Genomic DNA, 18,743 nt, shown 5'->3' with positions numbered 1-18,743 from the left:
AAATGAGTGAAATCACTGAATTCCACGAACAAGTCCTAAATAAGTCTGTTCACTATTTTTGCTTTTGAATCATCCTCTAAGAAAAAGGCTTAAAGCTTTATAGACTTCTGATGTTTTATGTTTTTTTGCCCTGATTAAATAAAATTTGTTTTGCTTCCTCAGATAAGACCTGGTCAACATTAATGTCTTTTTCTAGGTCGTATGCACGTTGAACCGCAGGACGCTCTTGGATTTGGATGAACCATCTTTTTAACGAAGGAAAGTCATTTAAATCTTGCTGTTGCTTTTCATGAGGAACAATCCATGGATAGCAAGCCATATCCGCAATTGAGTACTCATTTCCTATAAACTCTTGGTTTGCTAAATGCTTATTTAAAACACCATATAATCTGGCTGTTTCTCTGACATAACGCTCAGCAGCGTAAGGTACATCTTTGACGTATATAGAGAAGTGATGATTTTGTCCTGCCATTGGACCTAAACCTGCAACTTGCCAAAATAGCCATTGTAGTACTTCATAGCGTTTGTGTACGGTAGTTGGTAAAAACTGCCCTGTTTTTTCAGCCAAATAAAGTAAGATGGCGCCTGATTCAAATATAGATATAGGTTTTTCAGAATCTTTTGAATCATGATCAACCAATGCAGGCATTCGATTATTCGGTGATATTTTTAAAAAGTCTTCAGCGAATTGCTCTCCCTTAGAAATATTTATGGGAATTAGGTTGTATGGTAAATCAGCTTCTTCTAGAAAAATGGTAATTTTATGTCCATTTGGTGTAGGCCAGTAATAAAGATCTATCATGATATTTAATCCTTTAATTTGCTTATATCACTGTTGAATTTATTATAGTACGTACAATAGTTCGAAATGTTAAATTAATTCTTGGCATGCACGCTATTTTTGTTGGTGGTAAACGGTGAAGCCAGTTACTTTGAGTTGAATCCTTCATTACTAATAAACTACCATGTTGGAGGATTTTTGAAACAATTTCATGTGTTTTTTTATGTTTAAATGAAAACTTACGTTCCGCACCAAAACTAAGTGAGCCTATAGCCCCATGTTTCTTTAAATCTTTTTCTGCATCACTATGCCAAGCCATACCTTCGTTGCCATCATGATATAAATTAAGTAAGCATGAGTTATAGGTTTCTCCGCTTTCTTTTTCCACCATCATTTTTAGCTCGTTGAGAATAGGAAGCCATGGCTCTGCTGTTTTAGTTATTTTGGAATAAGTATAGGAAAAGGGCTCATCGGCATACCATGCTACTTTGCGTTTAGTAATGATTTTTTTTCCATAAATAATGGCTTCATCATTTTTCCATTGGATGGTTTGCATTAAGGCATGGTAAAATTCATCAGCCATTTGCTGGGTCATAATAGAACCATAATAATGCACAGTACCTTCATAAGGGAGTAAATTATGTAATTCCCCATTTATTTGTTCGATAAGATCCACTTAATTCACCTTAAACATCTACAACTCAATTTTAGCTGCTTCCCATCCTATAATTGCTTTTTTCTTGGTTTCTCCCCAAAGATATCCACTTATCTTGCCACTGCTTTGAATTACACGGTGGCAGGGGATGAGAAAAGCTACCGGGTTGCTGCCAATCGCTGAGCCTACTGCTCGTGATGACTTTGGGTTTCCTATATCTTGAGCAATATCACCATAAGTAACCAAAGACCCTAGAGGGATTTTTAAAAGGCTTTCCCAAACTTTTAATTGAAATGGGGTTCCAGCCAAATGCAGTTTAATCTTATTAAGATTGCTCCAATCTTTTTGAAATATAAGGAGCGCCTCTTGTTGAAATTTATCCATGATTTGATGATATTTTGCATTGGGAAAGCGTTTTTTTAAATCGAGTAAGGCGTGATTTTCATCTTCTTCAAAAGACATGGCACATACTCCTTTGGAAGTAGAGGCTATAATAACCTTTCCAAACGGACTTTCAGCAAAACAATAATTAATCGCTAAATCGGCTCCGCCATTTTTAAACTCTCTAGGAGTCATGCCTTCAATATTCACAAATAAATCATGTAAACGACTGCAACTGGACAAGCCCGTTTCATAAGTAACGTCGAGTAGTGGCATACGATTTTTTAATAAGCTTTTAGCATAATTAAGACTAATGTATTGCATAAATTTTTTGGGGCTAACGCCTGCCCACTCACTAAAGATGCGTTGAAAATGATAGGGGCTAACATGAATTGCTTTGGCAATTTCATCTAGTGATGGCTGGGCTTTAAAATGGTCATTAATGTAATTTATGGCTGTTTCTACTCGCTCATAGTTGCTTTGTTTATGCTCTATCATGTTTCAACTCCTTGGCTCGTTCTTTGTATGTGTTAAGCCATTTTTATCTGGATGCCTTTTTAATTAATGATAGGTTTTGCACATTATTTATTCTATCCATTTCTTGCGAAATTTTAATTAAAAAATTAAATTGCGTATCAATCGAAATCGATACCTTATGTCTCGGGAATGAGTTGAGCGTATCATGTTGCCCGTTAAAAGGGATTTAAAATTTTTTAGGTTGGAAAAGTTAAGCAAGGCAGCTTAGAATCATCTGAAGTTGCTCCCCAATTCGCCATAAAAATTTACCATAAAGACCTATGTTCTGATAATACTATCCATGAATTAAGATTAGCAATGCGTGCAGCTTATTGTGCCAAACAATTTGGACGACAAGGATATGTATTTCGAAGAGAGGATTTATAGAATAGGCTGCTGTTTTTTGCGAATCTATGCTGGGCTTGACAGCCTACGTTTGCTGCTACTTCTTTGCATCCAGTGTTATAATGCTCTATCAAACTTTGCTTGGATGTACATGAAAAAAGTTACATTATTTTCTGCTTTTTTAGGAACATTGATTGAAGTCTATGACTTTACAGTGTTTCCTTTACTTATTCCGGTATTGTCGGAAGTATTCTTTCCTTCTCAGGAAAAAAGTACAGCCATTAATTTTACTATTTTGGCGTATGTTGTCAGTTATATTGTTAAACCTTTGGGGGCGTTTGGCTTCGGGTATTTAATTGATCATTTGGGACGGAAAAAGGTATTACTGGTTTCAACCTTATTCATGACTCTAGCTACCTCAGCAATTGGTTTGCTGCCTGCTCATATCATGGGTATGTATTATGGTGCTGGTCTTATCATTTGTAGAATCATCCAAGGATTATCCATTTCCGGAGAGTATTCTTCGGCTATTATTATGGCTGTAGAGCAGGGGAAGAAGTCACCGGCTTTTTCTGGAAGTTTCGCATTTGTTGGCGGTAGTGTAGGGCTATTATTAGCTAACCTTAGTATTTTTATTCTTCTTTATTTGACACCTCATGAGCAAGTTATTCAATACGCTTGGCGTATTCCATTTTTAATTGGTGCATTGAGTTGTGTTGTTTTGCTGTTTATTCGAAACAAGATTGATAATTTTATACCTAAGGAAACGCAGGTAATATCGAGTTTCAGCACCCTGATTAAAAATTATAAGAAGGAATTATTAGGGGCCTTTATCGTCACTAATTTATCTGCTTCTGCTTTTTATATTACCTTCATTTTTATGCCCACGTTTTTGTCTACGTCATTAAATTTATATTCGCATAAGCAGTCGATTTTAATCACATTTATTGCCATTTTAACCTATTTGATTGCTTTACCATTTGCAGGGATTTTAGCGGATAAATTTGGTGTAATAAGACAAATAAAGATTGCTTCCTTACTTTATTTATCGTTTTCTTACATTGTTTTTGCTGTATTGCCTTGGCTTGATAGTACTTTTTGCATTGTGGCGTTAATTTTTTTCGCGCTTATTCAAGCGGTCCTCAATGGGGCTCTGCCAGCTTTTATGGTGACTCAATTTAGATTAAGTCAACGTGGCAGGGCGCTAGCCGTCTCTTATAATATGAGTCTGACTTTATTTGGCGGATTGATACCTTCTTTAATTATTACTTCTGAAAATCACTTAAACCCAGGTATTCCTATAAGTATTTGTGCTGTTTTATGTTTGGTTTTTATTTATTTTACAGGGAAAAAATGTAGTCCTTTACATAGTGAGCTTAGCCTTGAGTGAGTCTCACTACGTAGCCTGTATTACCCTACGCGAATACAGACTACATGATACACACGGAATTACGAGTAGGAGGAACTATATCGAGGAGGTAGTTATTTTGCTCTGAACTTGGTTTTTCTGGAGCTGATGGAGGAAAGAATCGATGTTCCACCGAGGCTAATTTAGTTAAATTAGCGAGCGTATTATAAGCATTTGTACTTGGTGACTCTTGTTTTTCTATGTCTAGGCAGCGCTCCCAGAAGTTACTTAAAGATTCCTCTTTTGCTAAGGTGCCAAGATTTTTGCTAAAACGCGCCGTTCCAGCTTTGATAAAGAGAGTGCGATCGGTTGAGGCGCCTAACAATAGAGAGGCCCAAAGTTTAAATTCAGTTTCGTCTTGATAGGAATTATTTAAAAGAGTTAAATCTTGATACCAAGAGTGAATTCGTTGCATGTTGTCTTCATTTAGCAATCCTGAAGATTCTAGTTTTAGAAGTATCTCGAAATGCGAGGGCGGGAAAGAGCCTAATCTTTTCCATTCACCCTGAGGAACTAATTCTCCGGGTCTAATCAAACCATACTTATGTAAAAGCTCCACTAGAGCGACGTTGTTATGAGCATACAACAGCTCGTGGGGAAGTTCTTCTGGAGAGGATAACCAATAATTTAACCCGTTCCTTGTTATTAATCCTGCTTTTAGCAAACATTTCAATAGCGGTGCATGGTTACTTAATAAGGGAACAATGTGATTGTATTTGTTGTAAGTTAGAAAAAAGTCTTCTGGAGAGAGTGTGTATGGACGAATGGCCTCATATCCTACAATGACGTTATTGAGAGGAAATTTTTTTTTCTGTAATAGCCAATCCACCAATTCTCTAGTAAGCATATCATGCTCAAATAGGGCATTGACCCCAGCCCACGCTTTAGGATCATTCGCTAAGCGTTCCCAGATGGGATCATAAAGTCGACTGATTGCGTATAGTTTTTCAATCAACGGTAATTTATCTGGATGTTGATTAAGAATGGAGTAAGCATATTCTTTATTCCAGATATAAGTTGTTGTTTGAGAAATTAAATACCATTTCCTGAAGCTAGTAATTGGGTGAAGTAAAAAATTGAGCATGTCCGTATTCGAATAAGATCCTAGGTATCACTATAACATGAGTTATTGGTATGACGAAATTAGTTAGTAAGCAATCTTGGTGCAGTGCAATCAAGGGGAGTAGGAAACCTTGATTTTATCAAGGCTATAGGGGCAGTTTAGGATGAAAGCCATTGATTAATTGCAGCTTTAGTTTCATCAATGACCTCACATAATTGCTTATAAAGTGGTTCAAGGAATTTGACTTGCTGAGCTTTATGGTATCGTTCGAGGTATTGGCAAGCAAGGACTAATTTAAAAGCACCACAATAAACCAAGCCGCCTTTCATTCGATGAGCAAGTTTTTCAATGGTTTCCCATTCTCCTGAAGCATACGCCATGTTCAGTGCTTTAATATCATCAGGTAGTTCTTGCTCAATCATAAATGTTAATGTCTTATTGAGTAAGGCAGCATCGTTTCCCATGCTCGGCCAGTTAAAGGCTGGAGTTCGTTCGCTAAATATGCCTTACCCCCCAGGAATTTTCTCCCTTTCACATCTCTCAGTTCCCATTCCCATGGACGATCCACTTTATGGAGCACAACCAGACCCTAAAACCAAAGACGAATACGGCTACAACCTGGGAGCTCTGGACATACGCGGTGAACGAGGAGTCTTAATTGTTGATCAGGATTTTCTAAGACGGCTGCCATCTAATCCTTTCTTTCCCTATTTATTAAGTCGCATTGATGGTGAGATCAACCATCCTTCAGGCCCATCAGGGAAGAACATTCCAACACCACCTTCATCAGGTTTATCAGTACGTCTCAAAGCCTTGTTATCAACATTTGATCGCAGCAACAGAGAATCTGAGCCATATGAAGGTCCCTAGAATCTATATATTATGCGGGAAATTGGTTGGAAATGGTGCAAGGACATCCCTGAGACTGTTAAGGGGTGTTCTTGACCAATAGACTAGAATGCAAAATTAGTACCGCTGTTAAAATCATAAAGGTGATAGGGATTAATACTAAAAAATTTGGCTATAAATCGTTTTATGGAGGAATCTTTCTCTGTACTCAATATGATTCTATAATTTGGAAAAAGATAGTAACGGGGCTATATTAAGGCTGCTGTATTTTATAAACTACATGGAGGTTTTTATGAATTATGTCGATGGGTTTGTGGTCGCAGTACCTAAGGCCAATAAAGACAAATATATTGAGCATGCAACTAAAGCTGGCTTAATATTTAAAGAACATGGAGCCTTGCAATTGGTGGAGTGTTGGGGCGATGACGTTCCTGAAGGAAAAGTCACTTCTTTTCCTATGGCGGTCAAATGTAACGAGGATGAAATAGTTGTTTTTTCATGGATTCTTTGGCCTTCCAAACAAGTCCGTGATGTAGGGATGAAAAAAGCCATGGAAGATCCTCGTTTCCAAGCAGACACTAATCCTATGCCTTTTGATGGCAAGCGCATGATTTATGGCGGATTTGATATGGTTGTTAATATCTAAATAATTAACTAATTACGTGCTAATCACCTGTAGGCTGGGCTATTTTACCAAAGACTAATCAGTCGGTCATCATCCTTATTTCGAATACAATGCACCCAAAATTTAAGTAAGGATATCTCAGAGTTGGTCGCGCTAATTCGAGAAAATCATGGACAAAAAATTAAGATGTAAAGATATTTAGTTTTAATTTACAATTTTTATTGTGGTCACCTTATTTCCATACAATAAAAGAAAATATTAAATTTGGATAAAAAAATGGAATTCCTTACAGATCTTAAAGCGATTTTACACTCTAAACGAGCGAATATTTATTATATTGAGAAATGCCGTGTGATGGCTAAGGACGGGCGTGTTGTGTATCTTACGGAGTCTGTAAGTGAAAAACATTATTGGAATATTCCAATCGCCAACACTACAGTCATTTTATTAGGTACAGGTACGTCAATTACTCAGTCTGCGGTAAGACTTCTGGCCTCAGCAGGTGTTTTAATTGGATTTAGCGGTAGCGGAGGTACTCCACTAATTATGGCGAATGAGGTGGAATGGTTTTGCCCGCAAAGTGAATATCGCCCAACGGAATATGTACAAGGCTGGATGTCGTTTTGGTTTGATGAAATAAAACGTTTACATGCAGCAAAACGATTTCAACAGGCTCGCATTACTTTTATTGAACAAGTATGGGAAAAGGATTCTGATTTAAAGGCGAGCGGATTTTATTTGGATGATATGGATATTCAGATGGCACTCGCCAACTTCCGCACTAGCATCGAAAATGCTCAAACAGTCAATGAGTTATTACTTATTGAGGCGAAACTAACTAAAGCACTCTATAAAGCAGCTGCCAGTCGTACGAATCAAGTTGGATTTACCCGAGAATATAATAGCGAGGATGATGCCAACGCCTTTTTAAACCATGGCAATTATTTAACATACGGACTCGCAGCAACAACGCTTTGGGTCTTAGGTATTCCCCATGGTTTTGCAGTGATGCATGGTAAAACACGTCGAGGAGCTTTGGTTTTTGACGTGGCTGATTTGATTAAAGATGCACTGATTTTACCATGGGCTTTTATCTGCGCTAAAGATGAAGCAACTGAACAAGAGTTTCGCCAACAATGTTTACAAAATTTTATTAAATACAATGCAATGGAATTTATGTTTAACTTTGTAAAAACGATTAGTTTTGAAGGTGCTTCATTATGATGGTTACATTTATATCGCAATGCGAAAAAAAAGCGTTAAATAAAACACGCCGGGTACTGGACTCATTTGCCAATCGTATCGGAGATAATACGTGGCAAACTATTATCACCAATGAAGGCTTAAATGCAGTAAAAAAATTATTAAGAAAAACAGCGTCAAAAAATACTGCTGTTTCTTGTCATTGGTTGAGGAGCCGAAGTCGCAGCGACTTAATATGGATTATCGGAAATCGTAATAAATTTAATGCGCAAGGTATTGTTCCAGTACATTACACACGAAAAGAAATTTTAAATTCACAATGGGAAAATGATTGGCATTACCTTCCTTTAATAAAATGTTTGGCGGCATTGGCCTCTTTATTTCATGACTTTGGAAAAGCATCTAATTATTTCCAGGATAAATTGAAAGCTGGAAGTAAAATAGGGGATCCTTTACGGCATGAGTGGGTATCAGTTTTATTGTTTCGTGCATTTGTAAAATCTGACACAGATGCCGAATGGTTAGAGCGTTTGGGTAATGGTGAGCTGGGAGAAATGGTTTTAACACAAGATTTTTTAGAAAAACCGTTGAACGATTTACCGCCGCTCGCTGGCTTGTTGGCATGGTTGATCGTGTCTCATCATAAAGTGCCAATTAATTTTAACGATGTATGGAAAGGAGAACCTGCAAATACACTTGATAAAGTCTTGAATCAAATATCGCAAATGTGGGGTTATGAAAATAAAAAGGATGAAAAATTCTTTAAAGAAAAACTAAAAGATTGTTTGACCTTTAATCATGGCTTATCCAGCCAGTCACAGCCATGGCTTAAGCAAATCAAAAAGTGGGCATCCAAAATGCAGGTGAGCTTCCCTTTATTAAATCAGGCTATGGAGGATGGCAGCTGGCGATTAATTTTACATCACGCACGATTATCATTAATGCTTGGTGATCATAATTATTCGTCACAAGATGCGAGTAAGATTTGGAAATCAGATATGAATTTGATTGCCAATACATATAGAAATGATCTTGACGAGCATCAAAAAGGGGAGCCTAAGCAAAAACTGGATGAGCATTTGGTTGGAGTCGCTCATGCGGCACTTGATGTAGCACACCTTTTGCCTGCATTTGAGAAGGAGTTGCCCTACGCGTATGATATTCGCTCCCTTAAGAAAAAAAGTCCTCTTGCCTTTGGATGGCAAGATAAGGCTGTTGAAAAAATAAAAGAATGGAAACAAACGGTTCCTATTGCACATCAAGATAAACCACATGGTTTTTTTGCTGTAAATATGGCAAGTACGGGTTGTGGCAAAACTTATGCCAACGCAAAAGTCATGCGTGCGCTTTCACCAGATAGTGACAGTTTGCGTTTTATTTTAGCGCTTGGCCTTAGAAGCCTTACGCTGCAAACTGGTGATGAATATCGGGAACGCATTGGTTTGGATAATAGTGAGCTTGCCGTAATGATTGGCTCTAAAGCAGTGATGGAGTTACATAAGCAAAATAGGCGTGAACATCAAGAGCAGGAAGATATTTATGAGTCAGTTGGTTCGGAGTCGCTCGAGTCACTCCTTGATGATGATGTTATTGATTACGAATGTGCAATACCTGAAATTCGGTTAAATACTGTTCTGAAAGATGAGCGTAATCGTCAATTCCTATATTCACCTGTTCTAGCTTGTACGATTGATCATCTAATGCCTGCAACAGAATGTATGCGAGGAGGTCGTTACATATTACCAAGCCTACGTTTAATGTCATCAGATTTAGTTATTGATGAAATTGACGACTTTAATGGAGCTGATCTTATTGCCATTGGCCGCCTTATTCATTTAGCGGGTATGTTAGGGCGTAAAGTCATGATTTCTTCGGCAACTATTCCCCCAGATCTTGCTCTAGGATATTTGAACGCCTACCGCGAAGGTTGGTTGTTATTTGCCAAAACACGAGATGCTAGTTTTAATATTGCTTGTGCATGGATCGATGAGTTCGGCACTCAGGTTGATACGTTATCTGAGCTTGATACTCTAAAGGCGTTAGAGAGTTATGAGCAATACCATCAATCTTTTGTCGACAAGCGAGTTAAAAAATTAAAAGCGCAGCCAATCAAGCGCAAAGTGAATATAGTATCTTGCCAGCATATTAAAGAACTAAAAAATGGGGTGAGATCGAATGAAGACAAGATAACAATACAACATGCATATTTTAACCTTATTCAGCAAGAAATTATTGCAAAGCATTTACATCACGCAGAGATTGAACCCATCACTAAAAAAAGGGTGTCATTTGGTCTGGTGCGTATGGCAAATATTGAGCCTTGTGTCGCTTTGACTGAGTATTTAGCGAGTATTGACTGGCCTGATGACATTGATTTTCGTGTAATGCCATATCATAGTCAGCAAGTATTGTTACTACGTAGTGAGCAGGAAAAACACCTGGATAAGGTGCTCAAGCGCAATGAAAAAGAAGGGGAGGCCCCAAAGTTTTCTCAAGATGAGATAATCCGTCGTCATTTATCAAAGAGTAAATCACCCCATATGATTTTTATTTTGGTTGCTACACCGGTAGAAGAAGTGGGACGTGACCATGATTTTGATTGGGCCGTAGTCGAGCCATCTTCTTTTCGCTCCATTATTCAATTGGCAGGACGAGTGCTGCGTCATCGCAATAAAATACCCCACACCCCTAATATTGCTTTGATGCAATACAATTTAAAAGCTTTAATTAATACAGATGATAAAGCCGTTTATTGCAGGCCAGGATATGAGCTCTATGACTGTTTATTTTCTACACATGATGTCAGCCAGTTAATTGGACGTGACTTACTAACAGAGGGTATTAACGCGTTGCCCCGCATACAACGGAATTTGCATCTTTCTCAAAGAGAAAGTTTTGCAGATATGGAGCATTATGTTACATCTAAATTATTAACAGGTTGGAAAATTTGCGATTTACGAGAACTCGTTGGTCCTGAGCAAATGCAGGGATGGTTAACCCAATGTTGGTGGCTAACGGCTTACCCGCAAGAATATAATCGATTTCGCAAGAGTAGTTTAGATGAATTGCTATTTTTAGAGATTGAGGGAACAAAATATAAGTTTACGCAAAAAATTGGAGGAGACCCGCCTATGTTCGAGGATCGAACAACTGTTTGTGGCATTACTATAAGGAATACGCTAACACAACAGGCATTAAATAAATTCTGGCTTGACTGCGATTATCAATGTTTGATAGGAGTTATTGCTAATAAAATGAATATCACAGAATTACAAGTTGCCCATAAGTACGGTGCTATTTCATTGCCCGTATATGGGGATAAAATGCCGAATTTCCAATATTCGAACCAACTTGGTTTATCTCAACTTCGTTGATTAGAAGTTATTGGTTGTTCTTTTGAGCAGACAATAAAATTAATTTTTCTAAGCTGTCTGCATGTCAGCAAATGGTGCTTGGGTTGAATGTTTTGTAAATTAAAATTTGAAATTCTAATGCACTAAAATTCATTAGATTTTTGACTGCTATTTTAAAAGGTATTATATTTTTATTCCACCTCAAAATAAAAGGGAGAGAAATTTTGAGCGATGTTATCAAGACCTTTTTATCCGAAAGGAAGGCTCTTTGGCTTAAGAAAAAAAACAGTTCTGAGATGCCTCCTGAGGAAATAATGAATATTGAGCAAGAAGCCAATAATATTTTTTCACCTGAAAATTGGCTACCTGTGGCATCCAAAAGAGCGGGGCAATTATCTATAGTGAGCCATCCTGGAAAATTCAGTCATCCCTCAGCAAAAATCAGTCCGATTATTGCGGAGGCTAAGCGTTCCGAGGATGGTTTTTTACGGAGCGGAAATGCTAATGCACAATTGGACGTTTTAGGTAATGCAGCGGCGTTGGATGTGTTTAAATTCTTGTCGTTAGTGCTGGATGATGGTGAAACAATTCTGACACATTTAGAGCTTGGTACAGTCGTTATTAAAAATGAAATGAAAATTTCTACTATGACCTTTGATGAGTTACGCGAAGGGTTTCTGTCGATAAAGAAAAATACCTCTACGATGAGCACTAGTGAGTGTGTGAAACAAGTGTATTTTCCCGTTGCAGATGGATATCATTTACTATCAATTTTGACTCCATCGGGCTTGGTTTATGAATTAAGAAACCGCATTCAGGGAATTCGTTTTTCTGATGAAATAAAAGACGCTCGCGAAAGGAAACGCAAAAATCTTTATGACGAGAACGGTTTTGATGAGCTATATGATTTATCAATGATTGGATATGGTGGAACCAAACCACAAAACATTAGTGTATTGAACAGCACTTACGGTGGGAAATCTTATTTACTCTCCAGCGCTCCTCCAAATTTATCCAGACATCATATTCGCTTACCTAAAAATAATTTTTTTGAGGACACACTTTTTAAGAAAAATTTGAAGCACTATTTTGTAAAAATACATTATTTATATCTTGCCGAAGAGAACAATAAAAAAATTCGTGAGGGTATCGAGCGGAAAGTACAAGAAATTATTGATCATATTATTGAGCGCATGTGGGGGCTTCGCCTTGTTGAGCCAGGATGGTCGGAAGGCACAAATTTGCCAGCTCACCAAAAAATATGGCTTGATGAGGCTCGTAATGAGGAGCGTTATCTAGATGAACGTTGGCTTGACTCTGTAGGGGAAGATTTTGCGCGTTGGTTTATATTAACCTACAAGGCATTGGTTGGAAAAGAGGCAGTTATTCTGGATGATGTTTATCTCAGACATATAAAGTCTATAGTGGAAAAAAATGAAGAGGGCTTTCTATGAAACGCATCGTGTTACTTCCTTACGTACACATACAAAATGCTAATGCATTATCTAGTCCCTTTACAATAGGATTTCCCGCAATGACGTCTTGGTTGGGGGCTGTACATGCTCTTCAACGAAAATTAAATCAACATGGATTTCCCGATATTGTGTTCAAAGGTGTCTCTGTAGTATCTCATGAATTCGATTTACAGACATTCAAAGGGCAAGGTGACTACGTATTCTCCATTATTGGAACTGGAAATCCATTAGATAAAAATGGTGAGCGCCCCGCATTTATTGAGGAAGCACGTTGTCATTTAACTAGCTCTATAGTGATCGAATATTCTGGCCTTGATAAAGATGATGAGGCTACATTTACCAACCTTTTATGCTCTTTATTGTCTGGAGATATGAAATTTGCTGGTGGAGATATTATTAAATTTCAACAACCCGAAATATTTAAAATTAGTGAAGAGAAAGATTATCGTAAGCTTGTGCGCAAGTTAATGCCTGGCTTTGTCCTTATTGAGCGGCGTGATTTGATGATTGAGGCGATGAACAATGGGCAAGATGCTATTGATGCAATGTTAGACTATTTAAAGGTCATGCATCGAAGTGAACAAAGTGACCAGGGCAAAGTAACTTGGACTAGCGAGAAAAAAATATCTGGATGGATTGTTCCTATTGCTACTGGTTTTCATGGCATATCTCCTCTTGGGCAAGCAAAAAACCAACGTAACCCTGATGTACCTCATCAGTTTGCTGAGAGTGTGGTAACTCTTGGAGAATTTAAAATGGTATATCGCTTAAAAAACCTTGATGACATGCTTTGGTACTTCTACTCTGATCGCGTAAATAATTTATATCTGTGCCAACACAACAAATAAAAAACTAACTTTGCAATAAGGAAATACATATTATGGCTAAAAATGAAAATATTGCGACCGTACTCGCATTTGAAAAAAAGCTTGTTCCTTCAGATGGTTATTTTTATGGTACAACCTGGGATAAACGCCATCTTGAGAAGACACCTTTGCAACTTCTGGAAAAGTCTGTTCGTGGAACAATTTCTAATCGGTTGTCGAAACCATTGCAAAATGATCCTGGGAAACTGGATGCGAAAGTTGAAAGCCCCAATTTACAAACGGTAGATTGTTGTGCTTTGGGCCTTGATCAAGATACGCTTAAATTGCACTTTACGCTGAAAATCTTAAGCCAGGTTGAACGGCCTTCTGCTTGTAACAATGCTGCCTTTAATGATAGTTATGTTGCGGCAGCCAGGAATTATATCGAAAAAGAAGGTTTTAAAGAGTTGGCAAAACGTTATGTTATTAACATAGCTAATGCCCGATTTTTATGGCGAAACCGGGTAGGCGCTGAAAATATAGAAGTTAACGTTAAGATCAAAAATAAAGAAATGGAGGATTCTTATACTTTTGACTCTACGAATTATTCGGTGAAAAATTTTAATTGTAATGATGAGTTGATTGATTCTTTAGCTGAAAAAGTAGCTCATGCTTTATCGGGTAAAATACCCTTTTTACTATTGGATATTACTGCCTATGCGAAAGTTGGCAGAGCTCAAGAAGTCTATCCTAGTGAAGAGTTAATTTTGGATAAAGGAAACAGTAAGAGCAAAAAAAGCAAGATTCTTTATAATATTAACGGCATTGCAGGAATGCACTCACAAAAGATCGGTAACGCATTAAGAAGCATCGATACTTGGTATCCAGAGTATGACCAGGTGATGACGGGGCCGATTGCTATTGAACCGTATGGTGCTGTAACCAATCTCGGAATTGCGTATCGTAACCCCAAAAATAAATCTGATTTTTTTACCTTGTTTGACCGATTTGCTCGTGGTGAGCCGTTAGCCTCAAAAGAGGAAGAGCACTATGTGATGGCGGTATTAGTCCGTGGTGGGGTTTTTGGCGAAAGTGGTAAGGATTAATCATGAATGTCTATCAGGATATCACTTTGTTGCCCATGGCTGATATTGATATAGATTTCCTATGGGGTAAGGTCTATCAAAAAATTCATCTAGGGTTGGTGGAAACCAAAATGCCTAATGGATTGTCATCTATTGGGCTTGCTTTCCCAGAATATGATATTGAAAACTGCCAGTTAGGCTCCAAATTAAGAGTATTTGCTATGGAGAAGCGGATACTCGAGAAATTTCATGCAGAAAAATGGTTAAATAATTTATCAGATTATACTCACATAACCGGGATTCGTGAGGTCCCAAGGAATATAACCAATTATGTGCGCTTCAAAAGAAAACAATCAAAGTCTAATACGGAACGACTTGCTAGACGTAAGGCAAAACGCGAAGCAATTGACTTTGAAGACGCAATGCAAGTATTAAAAAATCACAAAGAGAAAATGATAAATGCACCCTATGTAAAAATTTCAAGCTTAAGCTCTGGAAACGAATATAAGCTTTTTATTTGCAAAGAGCCATCTGAAGAGCTCCTAAGCAAATCATTCAGTTGTTATGGTTTAAGTGCGGAGTCATCTTTACCTGATTTTTAACCTTTATTTTAACCGCTCATTAAAAATATAATTAAATCAATAGGTTGGGATTGTACCAGATTTCAATGGTGAAATCTTGATATTTTATACTAACCTCTTGATTGCTAAAGTTTTTTGTTGTTAACTTTGCTGTTCACTGCCGTATAGGCAGCTTAGAAATATTATGATTAATCCTGTGGCTCAGACTAGTTGTTCACTGCCGTATAGGCAGCTTAGAAATACAGCAGCCGCCATAAAAGTACCTATATTGCGTTCACTGCCGTATAGGCAGCTTAGAAAAGAAGATATAGCCATCATCTTGCACAATGCCTAGTTCACTGCCGTATAGGCAGCTTAGAAAATCAGTGATGAGGAACCAAGGGGTTGATAAATGTTCACTGCCGTATAGGCAGCTTAGAAAAACTTAATTAATGAACGAGTAACTGATTCACTGTTCACTGCCGTATAGGCAGCTTAGAAATGACACGTTCTTCTTTGATTAGCTCTGGCAGTGTTCACTGCCGTATAGGCAGCTTAGAAAATCTTGCACTGATGTGATCTCAATAGTATCACCGTTCACTGCCGTATAGGCAGCTTAGAAAAAAATGCCATGGTGTTATAATCATCAGTTGCTGTTCACTGCCGTATAGGCAGCTTAGAAATATGCTTGCCGCCAATTTGGGCGGTGCTTCTTGTTCACTGCCGTATAGGCAGCTTAGAAAGTTAAAGAACGGTTGCAATGGAGTATTGATCAGTTCACTGCCGTATAGGCAGCTTAGAAAAATTGTCGGGGAATGAAGCAGATTGCTAAGCTGTTCACTGCCGTATAGGCAGCTTAGAAATACACCGTTATCGTGGTGCCTGTGGTCCTGAAGTTCACTGCCGTATAGGCAGCTTAGAAAAATATGAGACAAAGCAGGCCAATAAAAATCAAGTTCACTGCCGTATAGGCAGCTTAGAAAAATATGTGTTGCAATTCTTCTTTCGTGAAATCGTTCACTGCCGTATAGGCAGCTTAGAAATGTTCGGTGTCGACTTGTTTCATCCCATCGTCGTTCACTGCCGTATAGGCAGCTTAGAAAAAAACATATTTAAGTATCGGTTTTTGCTGTTTGTTCACTGCCGTATAGGCAGCTTAGAAAGATACCCGATTGATTTAGTATATCTCGCGTTGGTTCACTGCCGTATAGGCAGCTTAGAAATTGGTAAACATCCATGATAACTGATTCATATTGTTCACTGCCGTATAGGCAGCTTAGAAACGTATAAAGTTGCCGTTACAGGCGGTGTTATGTTGTTCACTGCCGTATAGGCAGCTTAGAAAACTGAGCATGTCCATGATACCGACCGCATATTGTTCACTGCCGTATAGGCAGCTTAGAAACGGATGAGGCACAAAAGCTTGCTTCACTCATTGTTCACTGCCGTATAGGCAGCTTAGAAATAGCGCAAACGTCAATCTAAGTCCGGGGCTATGTTCACTGCCGTATAGGCAGCTTAGAAAATTCGGGGTCGTCACTATCTGCTTGAGGCTGAGTTCACTGCCGTATAGGCAGCTTAGAAACGAAATATCCAGCGGGAGTAGAACCTTACGTAGTTCACTGCCGTATAGGCAGCTTAGAAAATAAACGGAAACAACGGAGTAGCAAGACGAGCGTTCACTGCCGTATAGGCAGCTTAGAAACAGTGAATTAACAAGTTCGGCCCATGCAAGCTGTTCACTGCCGTATAGGCAGCTTAGAAAAATTATCTTCCCAAAGCACCAGCACAGAGGACGTTCACTGCCGTATAGGCAGCTTAGAAATGTACCCGTAGAGGTAGCCGTCGCCCCACCGCGTTCACTGCCGTATAGGCAGCTCAGAAAGAATTCAGAGGGGCACGCCTTATTTGCTTTTAAATTTAGAAAACTTACTATGAAATATATTACTAATATGATAAGCAAAAAGCACGGCGTACCCTGAGTGTATACTGTTTAGGCTCCCATCTAGAGGCTCTGTGAGTGATGATAGAAGAACATATAACTATTGAGCTAGAGTATTAATGTATTTTTCTACTTTATTCGTTGGAGGGTAATCAGATTGGCTGCATGGAACTCTAAGGGATCCATTTTGACTTAAATTGTGAATTCTCCTTTGCTGATGGTCGATAATCTAGGGGGGAGCACGTTGATGTCGCCCGTATTTTTGAATAATATTTGTTCATTTTTTATTGAAATAGCCGCTATTATTAGCCGGACTCAATGGCGCAGAGTTTTTTCCATAAATATCGCAATAATATAATTTATCAAAGAGATACCAAGCAGCAATAAGAAATATTTTTATACAGTAATTACCGACTATACGTTATAATTTTGAGCACTTCGATTATACACAATCCCACTTTATGAGCCTTTATGCTTGCATTGATCTAATAGATTATCAATTGATCAATTGAATAATGAAGAAGAACAATCCGTGGCAGATCATGAATTTCTCATCAATTTAAAAGAACAACTAAAGAAACGTATCACAGACGATAATTACTCTACTTTCTCGGCAGATATTAAATTAATCGAAAATTATCTTTCTGAAAATCAGTATACTCAAATTAAAAATTGCCTGAGGTTGATACTTGATGACTTAAAAGCAATGGAGAGATGGATAGGTGTAAATAAACCTGGGGCATTACGGCCTGAGTTTCGAGCTGATGCGGATTCGCCAGAGAATGATTATAAAAAACTCCAAACATCAGAATATCTCATTATGCCATTTGAGCAGGGTAAATTAGTAAAAATGGGTACGTCATTCGGTGAGTGTCATGGTTTTACTTATGCAATGGCTAATCCAAAGCTATCACCCTATAAAAATCCAGACATGGAAATTGATCTAAACCAAGACGTTCATAATTATCAGAGATTTCAAAGCAACCGTCAAAAAGATCAACAATCAATAAAAAGAACGAGACTTACACGAAAGTATTTTTGCCCTGCTCCACTACAACAAGCACGACAGATTTTAAACATTGCTGAAAAAAATAAAGGCAAAGAGCTATTTTTGAGCCTAAAACGTGTTATAGGAGGACATGCATGTTATTTAAGTGTTCAAGATGATGGAAAAATTAGATATATGGATCCTAACTATGGAGCGTTTTTGTTTCACCGTGCACAAGATTTCATTGGTAACATTAAGTATTAGAGCACACGCAAATTGCTGTTATGGGCTCTTAGGTATTCCCCATCTGCTTCAAGACGATTGGTATCGTTTTAAAGAAAAACTCTTATCATCTGCTCCCGTACTTCCCTCAAAAACGACTGATTCTAGAGCCGTTGCGATTAATGAGTGTTCGATTAATTGCTCCACCTCAACCATTTTATCGCTCCTTGATGTGGATTCGTTACCACAACAGCCTGTTGTAGTTCCAGAAGAGGTCATGATAAGCGCTGAACGTCATCAATCTCGCGCAATTATTGCCGCAGAGCCAATCGATAAATCGGTCAGAAACAACATAATTGCCGTTTCTGGTTGCTTTGCTGCTAACTGAAATCGTTGGTAGGTTTATAGGAGTAGTGTTATTTGATCTTGTGTTCAAAATTTGTTAATTTGATTGAAAAATAAGCTTATTAGCATTCTGTAGGAGTC

At 38.1% G+C, this 18,743-nt stretch carries 16 protein-coding genes and 1 CRISPR repeat array; of the genes, 11 read left to right on the top strand and 5 right to left on the bottom strand.

Annotated elements, in window-relative coordinates:
• Positions 1 to 115 precede the first annotated feature (115 nt).
• The 3 genes from J2N86_RS09750 to J2N86_RS09740 are packed head-to-tail and all read right to left on the bottom strand — an operon-like array spanning position 116 to position 2,315.
• Complete coding sequence (locus J2N86_RS09750) at positions 116 to 802, bottom strand: glutathione S-transferase N-terminal domain-containing protein (RefSeq protein WP_252579201.1); 687 nt, start codon at positions 800 to 802, stop codon at positions 116 to 118.
• A 22-nt stretch (positions 803 to 824) separates the two neighbouring features.
• The gene (locus J2N86_RS09745; protein ID WP_252579200.1) at positions 825 to 1,457 is read right to left on the bottom strand and encodes an alpha-ketoglutarate-dependent dioxygenase AlkB family protein; all 633 of its coding nucleotides are present in this window, start codon (positions 1,455 to 1,457) and stop codon (positions 825 to 827) included.
• An 18-nt stretch (positions 1,458 to 1,475) separates the two neighbouring features.
• Entirely contained in the window at positions 1,476 to 2,315 is an 840-nt protein-coding gene (locus J2N86_RS09740; protein WP_252579199.1) for a bifunctional helix-turn-helix domain-containing protein/methylated-DNA--[protein]-cysteine S-methyltransferase, read from the bottom strand.
• A gap of 514 nt (positions 2,316 to 2,829) precedes the next feature.
• Between J2N86_RS09740 and J2N86_RS09735 the strand changes: the two genes are divergently transcribed.
• Complete coding sequence (locus J2N86_RS09735; RefSeq protein WP_252579198.1) at positions 2,830 to 4,068, top strand: MFS transporter; 1,239 nt, start codon at positions 2,830 to 2,832, stop codon at positions 4,066 to 4,068.
• A 40-nt stretch (positions 4,069 to 4,108) separates the two neighbouring features.
• On the opposite strand, the gene J2N86_RS09730 is transcribed toward J2N86_RS09735, so the two are convergent.
• Both J2N86_RS09730 and J2N86_RS09725 read right to left on the bottom strand, forming a co-directional pair.
• Positions 4,109 to 5,170 carry a hypothetical protein gene (locus tag J2N86_RS09730; RefSeq protein ID WP_252579197.1) on the bottom strand — a complete coding sequence of 354 codons (1,062 nt, stop codon included), beginning with the start codon at positions 5,168 to 5,170 and terminating at the stop codon, positions 4,109 to 4,111.
• Positions 5,171 to 5,307: 137 nt separating this feature from the next.
• The gene (locus J2N86_RS09725) at positions 5,308 to 5,613 is read right to left on the bottom strand and encodes an Hpt domain-containing protein (protein ID WP_252579196.1); all 306 of its coding nucleotides are present in this window, start codon (positions 5,611 to 5,613) and stop codon (positions 5,308 to 5,310) included.
• Between J2N86_RS09725 and J2N86_RS09720 the strand changes: the two genes are divergently transcribed.
• The 10 genes from J2N86_RS09720 (at position 5,612) to J2N86_RS09675 (ending at position 18,645) form a co-directional block, all read left to right on the top strand.
• Positions 5,612 to 6,019, top strand: coding sequence for a hypothetical protein (locus J2N86_RS09720; protein ID WP_252579195.1), 408 nt, complete (start codon positions 5,612 to 5,614; stop codon positions 6,017 to 6,019). The two genes, J2N86_RS09725 and J2N86_RS09720, sit on opposite strands and share 2 nt — an antisense overlap.
• A gap of 271 nt (positions 6,020 to 6,290) precedes the next feature.
• On the top strand, positions 6,291 to 6,644 hold the full coding sequence (locus J2N86_RS09715) for a DUF1428 domain-containing protein (RefSeq protein ID WP_252579194.1): 354 nt from the start codon (positions 6,291 to 6,293) through the stop codon (positions 6,642 to 6,644).
• A 255-nt stretch (positions 6,645 to 6,899) separates the two neighbouring features.
• Complete coding sequence (gene cas1f / locus J2N86_RS09710; protein ID WP_252579193.1) at positions 6,900 to 7,847, top strand: type I-F CRISPR-associated endonuclease Cas1f; 948 nt, start codon at positions 6,900 to 6,902, stop codon at positions 7,845 to 7,847.
• Positions 7,844 to 11,200: a type I-F CRISPR-associated helicase Cas3f gene (cas3f, locus tag J2N86_RS09705; protein WP_252579192.1), complete on the top strand. Its 3,357-nt coding sequence runs from the start codon at positions 7,844 to 7,846 to the stop codon at positions 11,198 to 11,200. Before cas1f ends, cas3f begins: the two co-directional genes overlap by 4 nt.
• Before the next feature lie 203 nt (positions 11,201 to 11,403).
• Entirely contained in the window at positions 11,404 to 12,633 is a 1,230-nt protein-coding gene (gene csy1, locus J2N86_RS09700; protein ID WP_252579191.1) for a type I-F CRISPR-associated protein Csy1, read from the top strand.
• Entirely contained in the window at positions 12,630 to 13,502 is an 873-nt protein-coding gene (gene csy2 / locus J2N86_RS09695; RefSeq protein WP_252579190.1) for a type I-F CRISPR-associated protein Csy2, read from the top strand. The genes csy1 and csy2 overlap by 4 nt, the downstream gene beginning before the upstream one ends.
• A 32-nt stretch (positions 13,503 to 13,534) precedes the next feature.
• Positions 13,535 to 14,566, top strand: coding sequence for a type I-F CRISPR-associated protein Csy3 (csy3, locus tag J2N86_RS09690; protein WP_252579189.1), 1,032 nt, complete (start codon positions 13,535 to 13,537; stop codon positions 14,564 to 14,566).
• A gap of 2 nt (positions 14,567 to 14,568) precedes the next feature.
• On the top strand, positions 14,569 to 15,147 hold the full coding sequence (gene cas6f / locus J2N86_RS09685; RefSeq protein ID WP_252579188.1) for a type I-F CRISPR-associated endoribonuclease Cas6/Csy4: 579 nt from the start codon (positions 14,569 to 14,571) through the stop codon (positions 15,145 to 15,147).
• Positions 15,148 to 15,278: 131 nt separating this feature from the next.
• Positions 15,279 to 16,990: direct repeats of the CRISPR family, unit length 28 nt; unit sequence GTTCACTGCCGTATAGGCAGCTTAGAAA.
• 565 nt (positions 16,991 to 17,555) lie between these two features.
• Entirely contained in the window at positions 17,556 to 18,299 is a 744-nt protein-coding gene (locus J2N86_RS09680) for a hypothetical protein (RefSeq protein WP_252579187.1), read from the top strand.
• Positions 18,265 to 18,645, top strand: a complete 381-nt coding sequence (locus J2N86_RS09675; RefSeq protein ID WP_252579186.1) for a hypothetical protein — start codon at positions 18,265 to 18,267, stop codon at positions 18,643 to 18,645. The genes J2N86_RS09680 and J2N86_RS09675 overlap by 35 nt, the downstream gene beginning before the upstream one ends.
• Positions 18,646 to 18,743 lie beyond the last annotated feature (98 nt).

The organism is Legionella lytica (assembly GCF_023921225.1).
GTDB lineage: Bacteria > Pseudomonadota > Gammaproteobacteria > Legionellales > Legionellaceae > Legionella > Legionella lytica.
Note: the sequence above shows the minus strand (reverse complement) of the source record. Positions and strands in the feature narration are given on the sequence as shown.

What these genes read in the sequence shown, in the direction of transcription:
- J2N86_RS09750 (WP_252579201.1), bottom strand. Translation starts at nt 802, where the DNA reads ATGATAGATCTTTATTACTGGCCTACACCAAATGGACATAAAATTACC.
- J2N86_RS09740 (WP_252579199.1), bottom strand. Translation starts at nt 2,315, where the DNA reads ATGATAGAGCATAAACAAAGCAACTATGAGCGAGTAGAAACAGCCATA.
- J2N86_RS09735 (WP_252579198.1), top strand. Translation starts at nt 2,830, where the DNA reads ATGAAAAAAGTTACATTATTTTCTGCTTTTTTAGGAACATTGATTGAA.
- J2N86_RS09730 (WP_252579197.1), bottom strand. Translation starts at nt 5,170, where the DNA reads ATGCTCAATTTTTTACTTCACCCAATTACTAGCTTCAGGAAATGGTAT.
- J2N86_RS09720 (WP_252579195.1), top strand. Translation starts at nt 5,612, where the DNA reads ATGCTCGGCCAGTTAAAGGCTGGAGTTCGTTCGCTAAATATGCCTTAC.
- J2N86_RS09725 (WP_252579196.1), bottom strand. Translation starts at nt 5,613, where the DNA reads ATGGGAAACGATGCTGCCTTACTCAATAAGACATTAACATTTATGATT.
- J2N86_RS09715 (WP_252579194.1), top strand. Translation starts at nt 6,291, where the DNA reads ATGAATTATGTCGATGGGTTTGTGGTCGCAGTACCTAAGGCCAATAAA.
- cas1f (WP_252579193.1), top strand. Translation starts at nt 6,900, where the DNA reads ATGGAATTCCTTACAGATCTTAAAGCGATTTTACACTCTAAACGAGCG.
- cas3f (WP_252579192.1), top strand. Translation starts at nt 7,844, where the DNA reads ATGATGGTTACATTTATATCGCAATGCGAAAAAAAAGCGTTAAATAAA.
- csy2 (WP_252579190.1), top strand. Translation starts at nt 12,630, where the DNA reads ATGAAACGCATCGTGTTACTTCCTTACGTACACATACAAAATGCTAAT.
- csy3 (WP_252579189.1), top strand. Translation starts at nt 13,535, where the DNA reads ATGGCTAAAAATGAAAATATTGCGACCGTACTCGCATTTGAAAAAAAG.
- cas6f (WP_252579188.1), top strand. Translation starts at nt 14,569, where the DNA reads ATGAATGTCTATCAGGATATCACTTTGTTGCCCATGGCTGATATTGAT.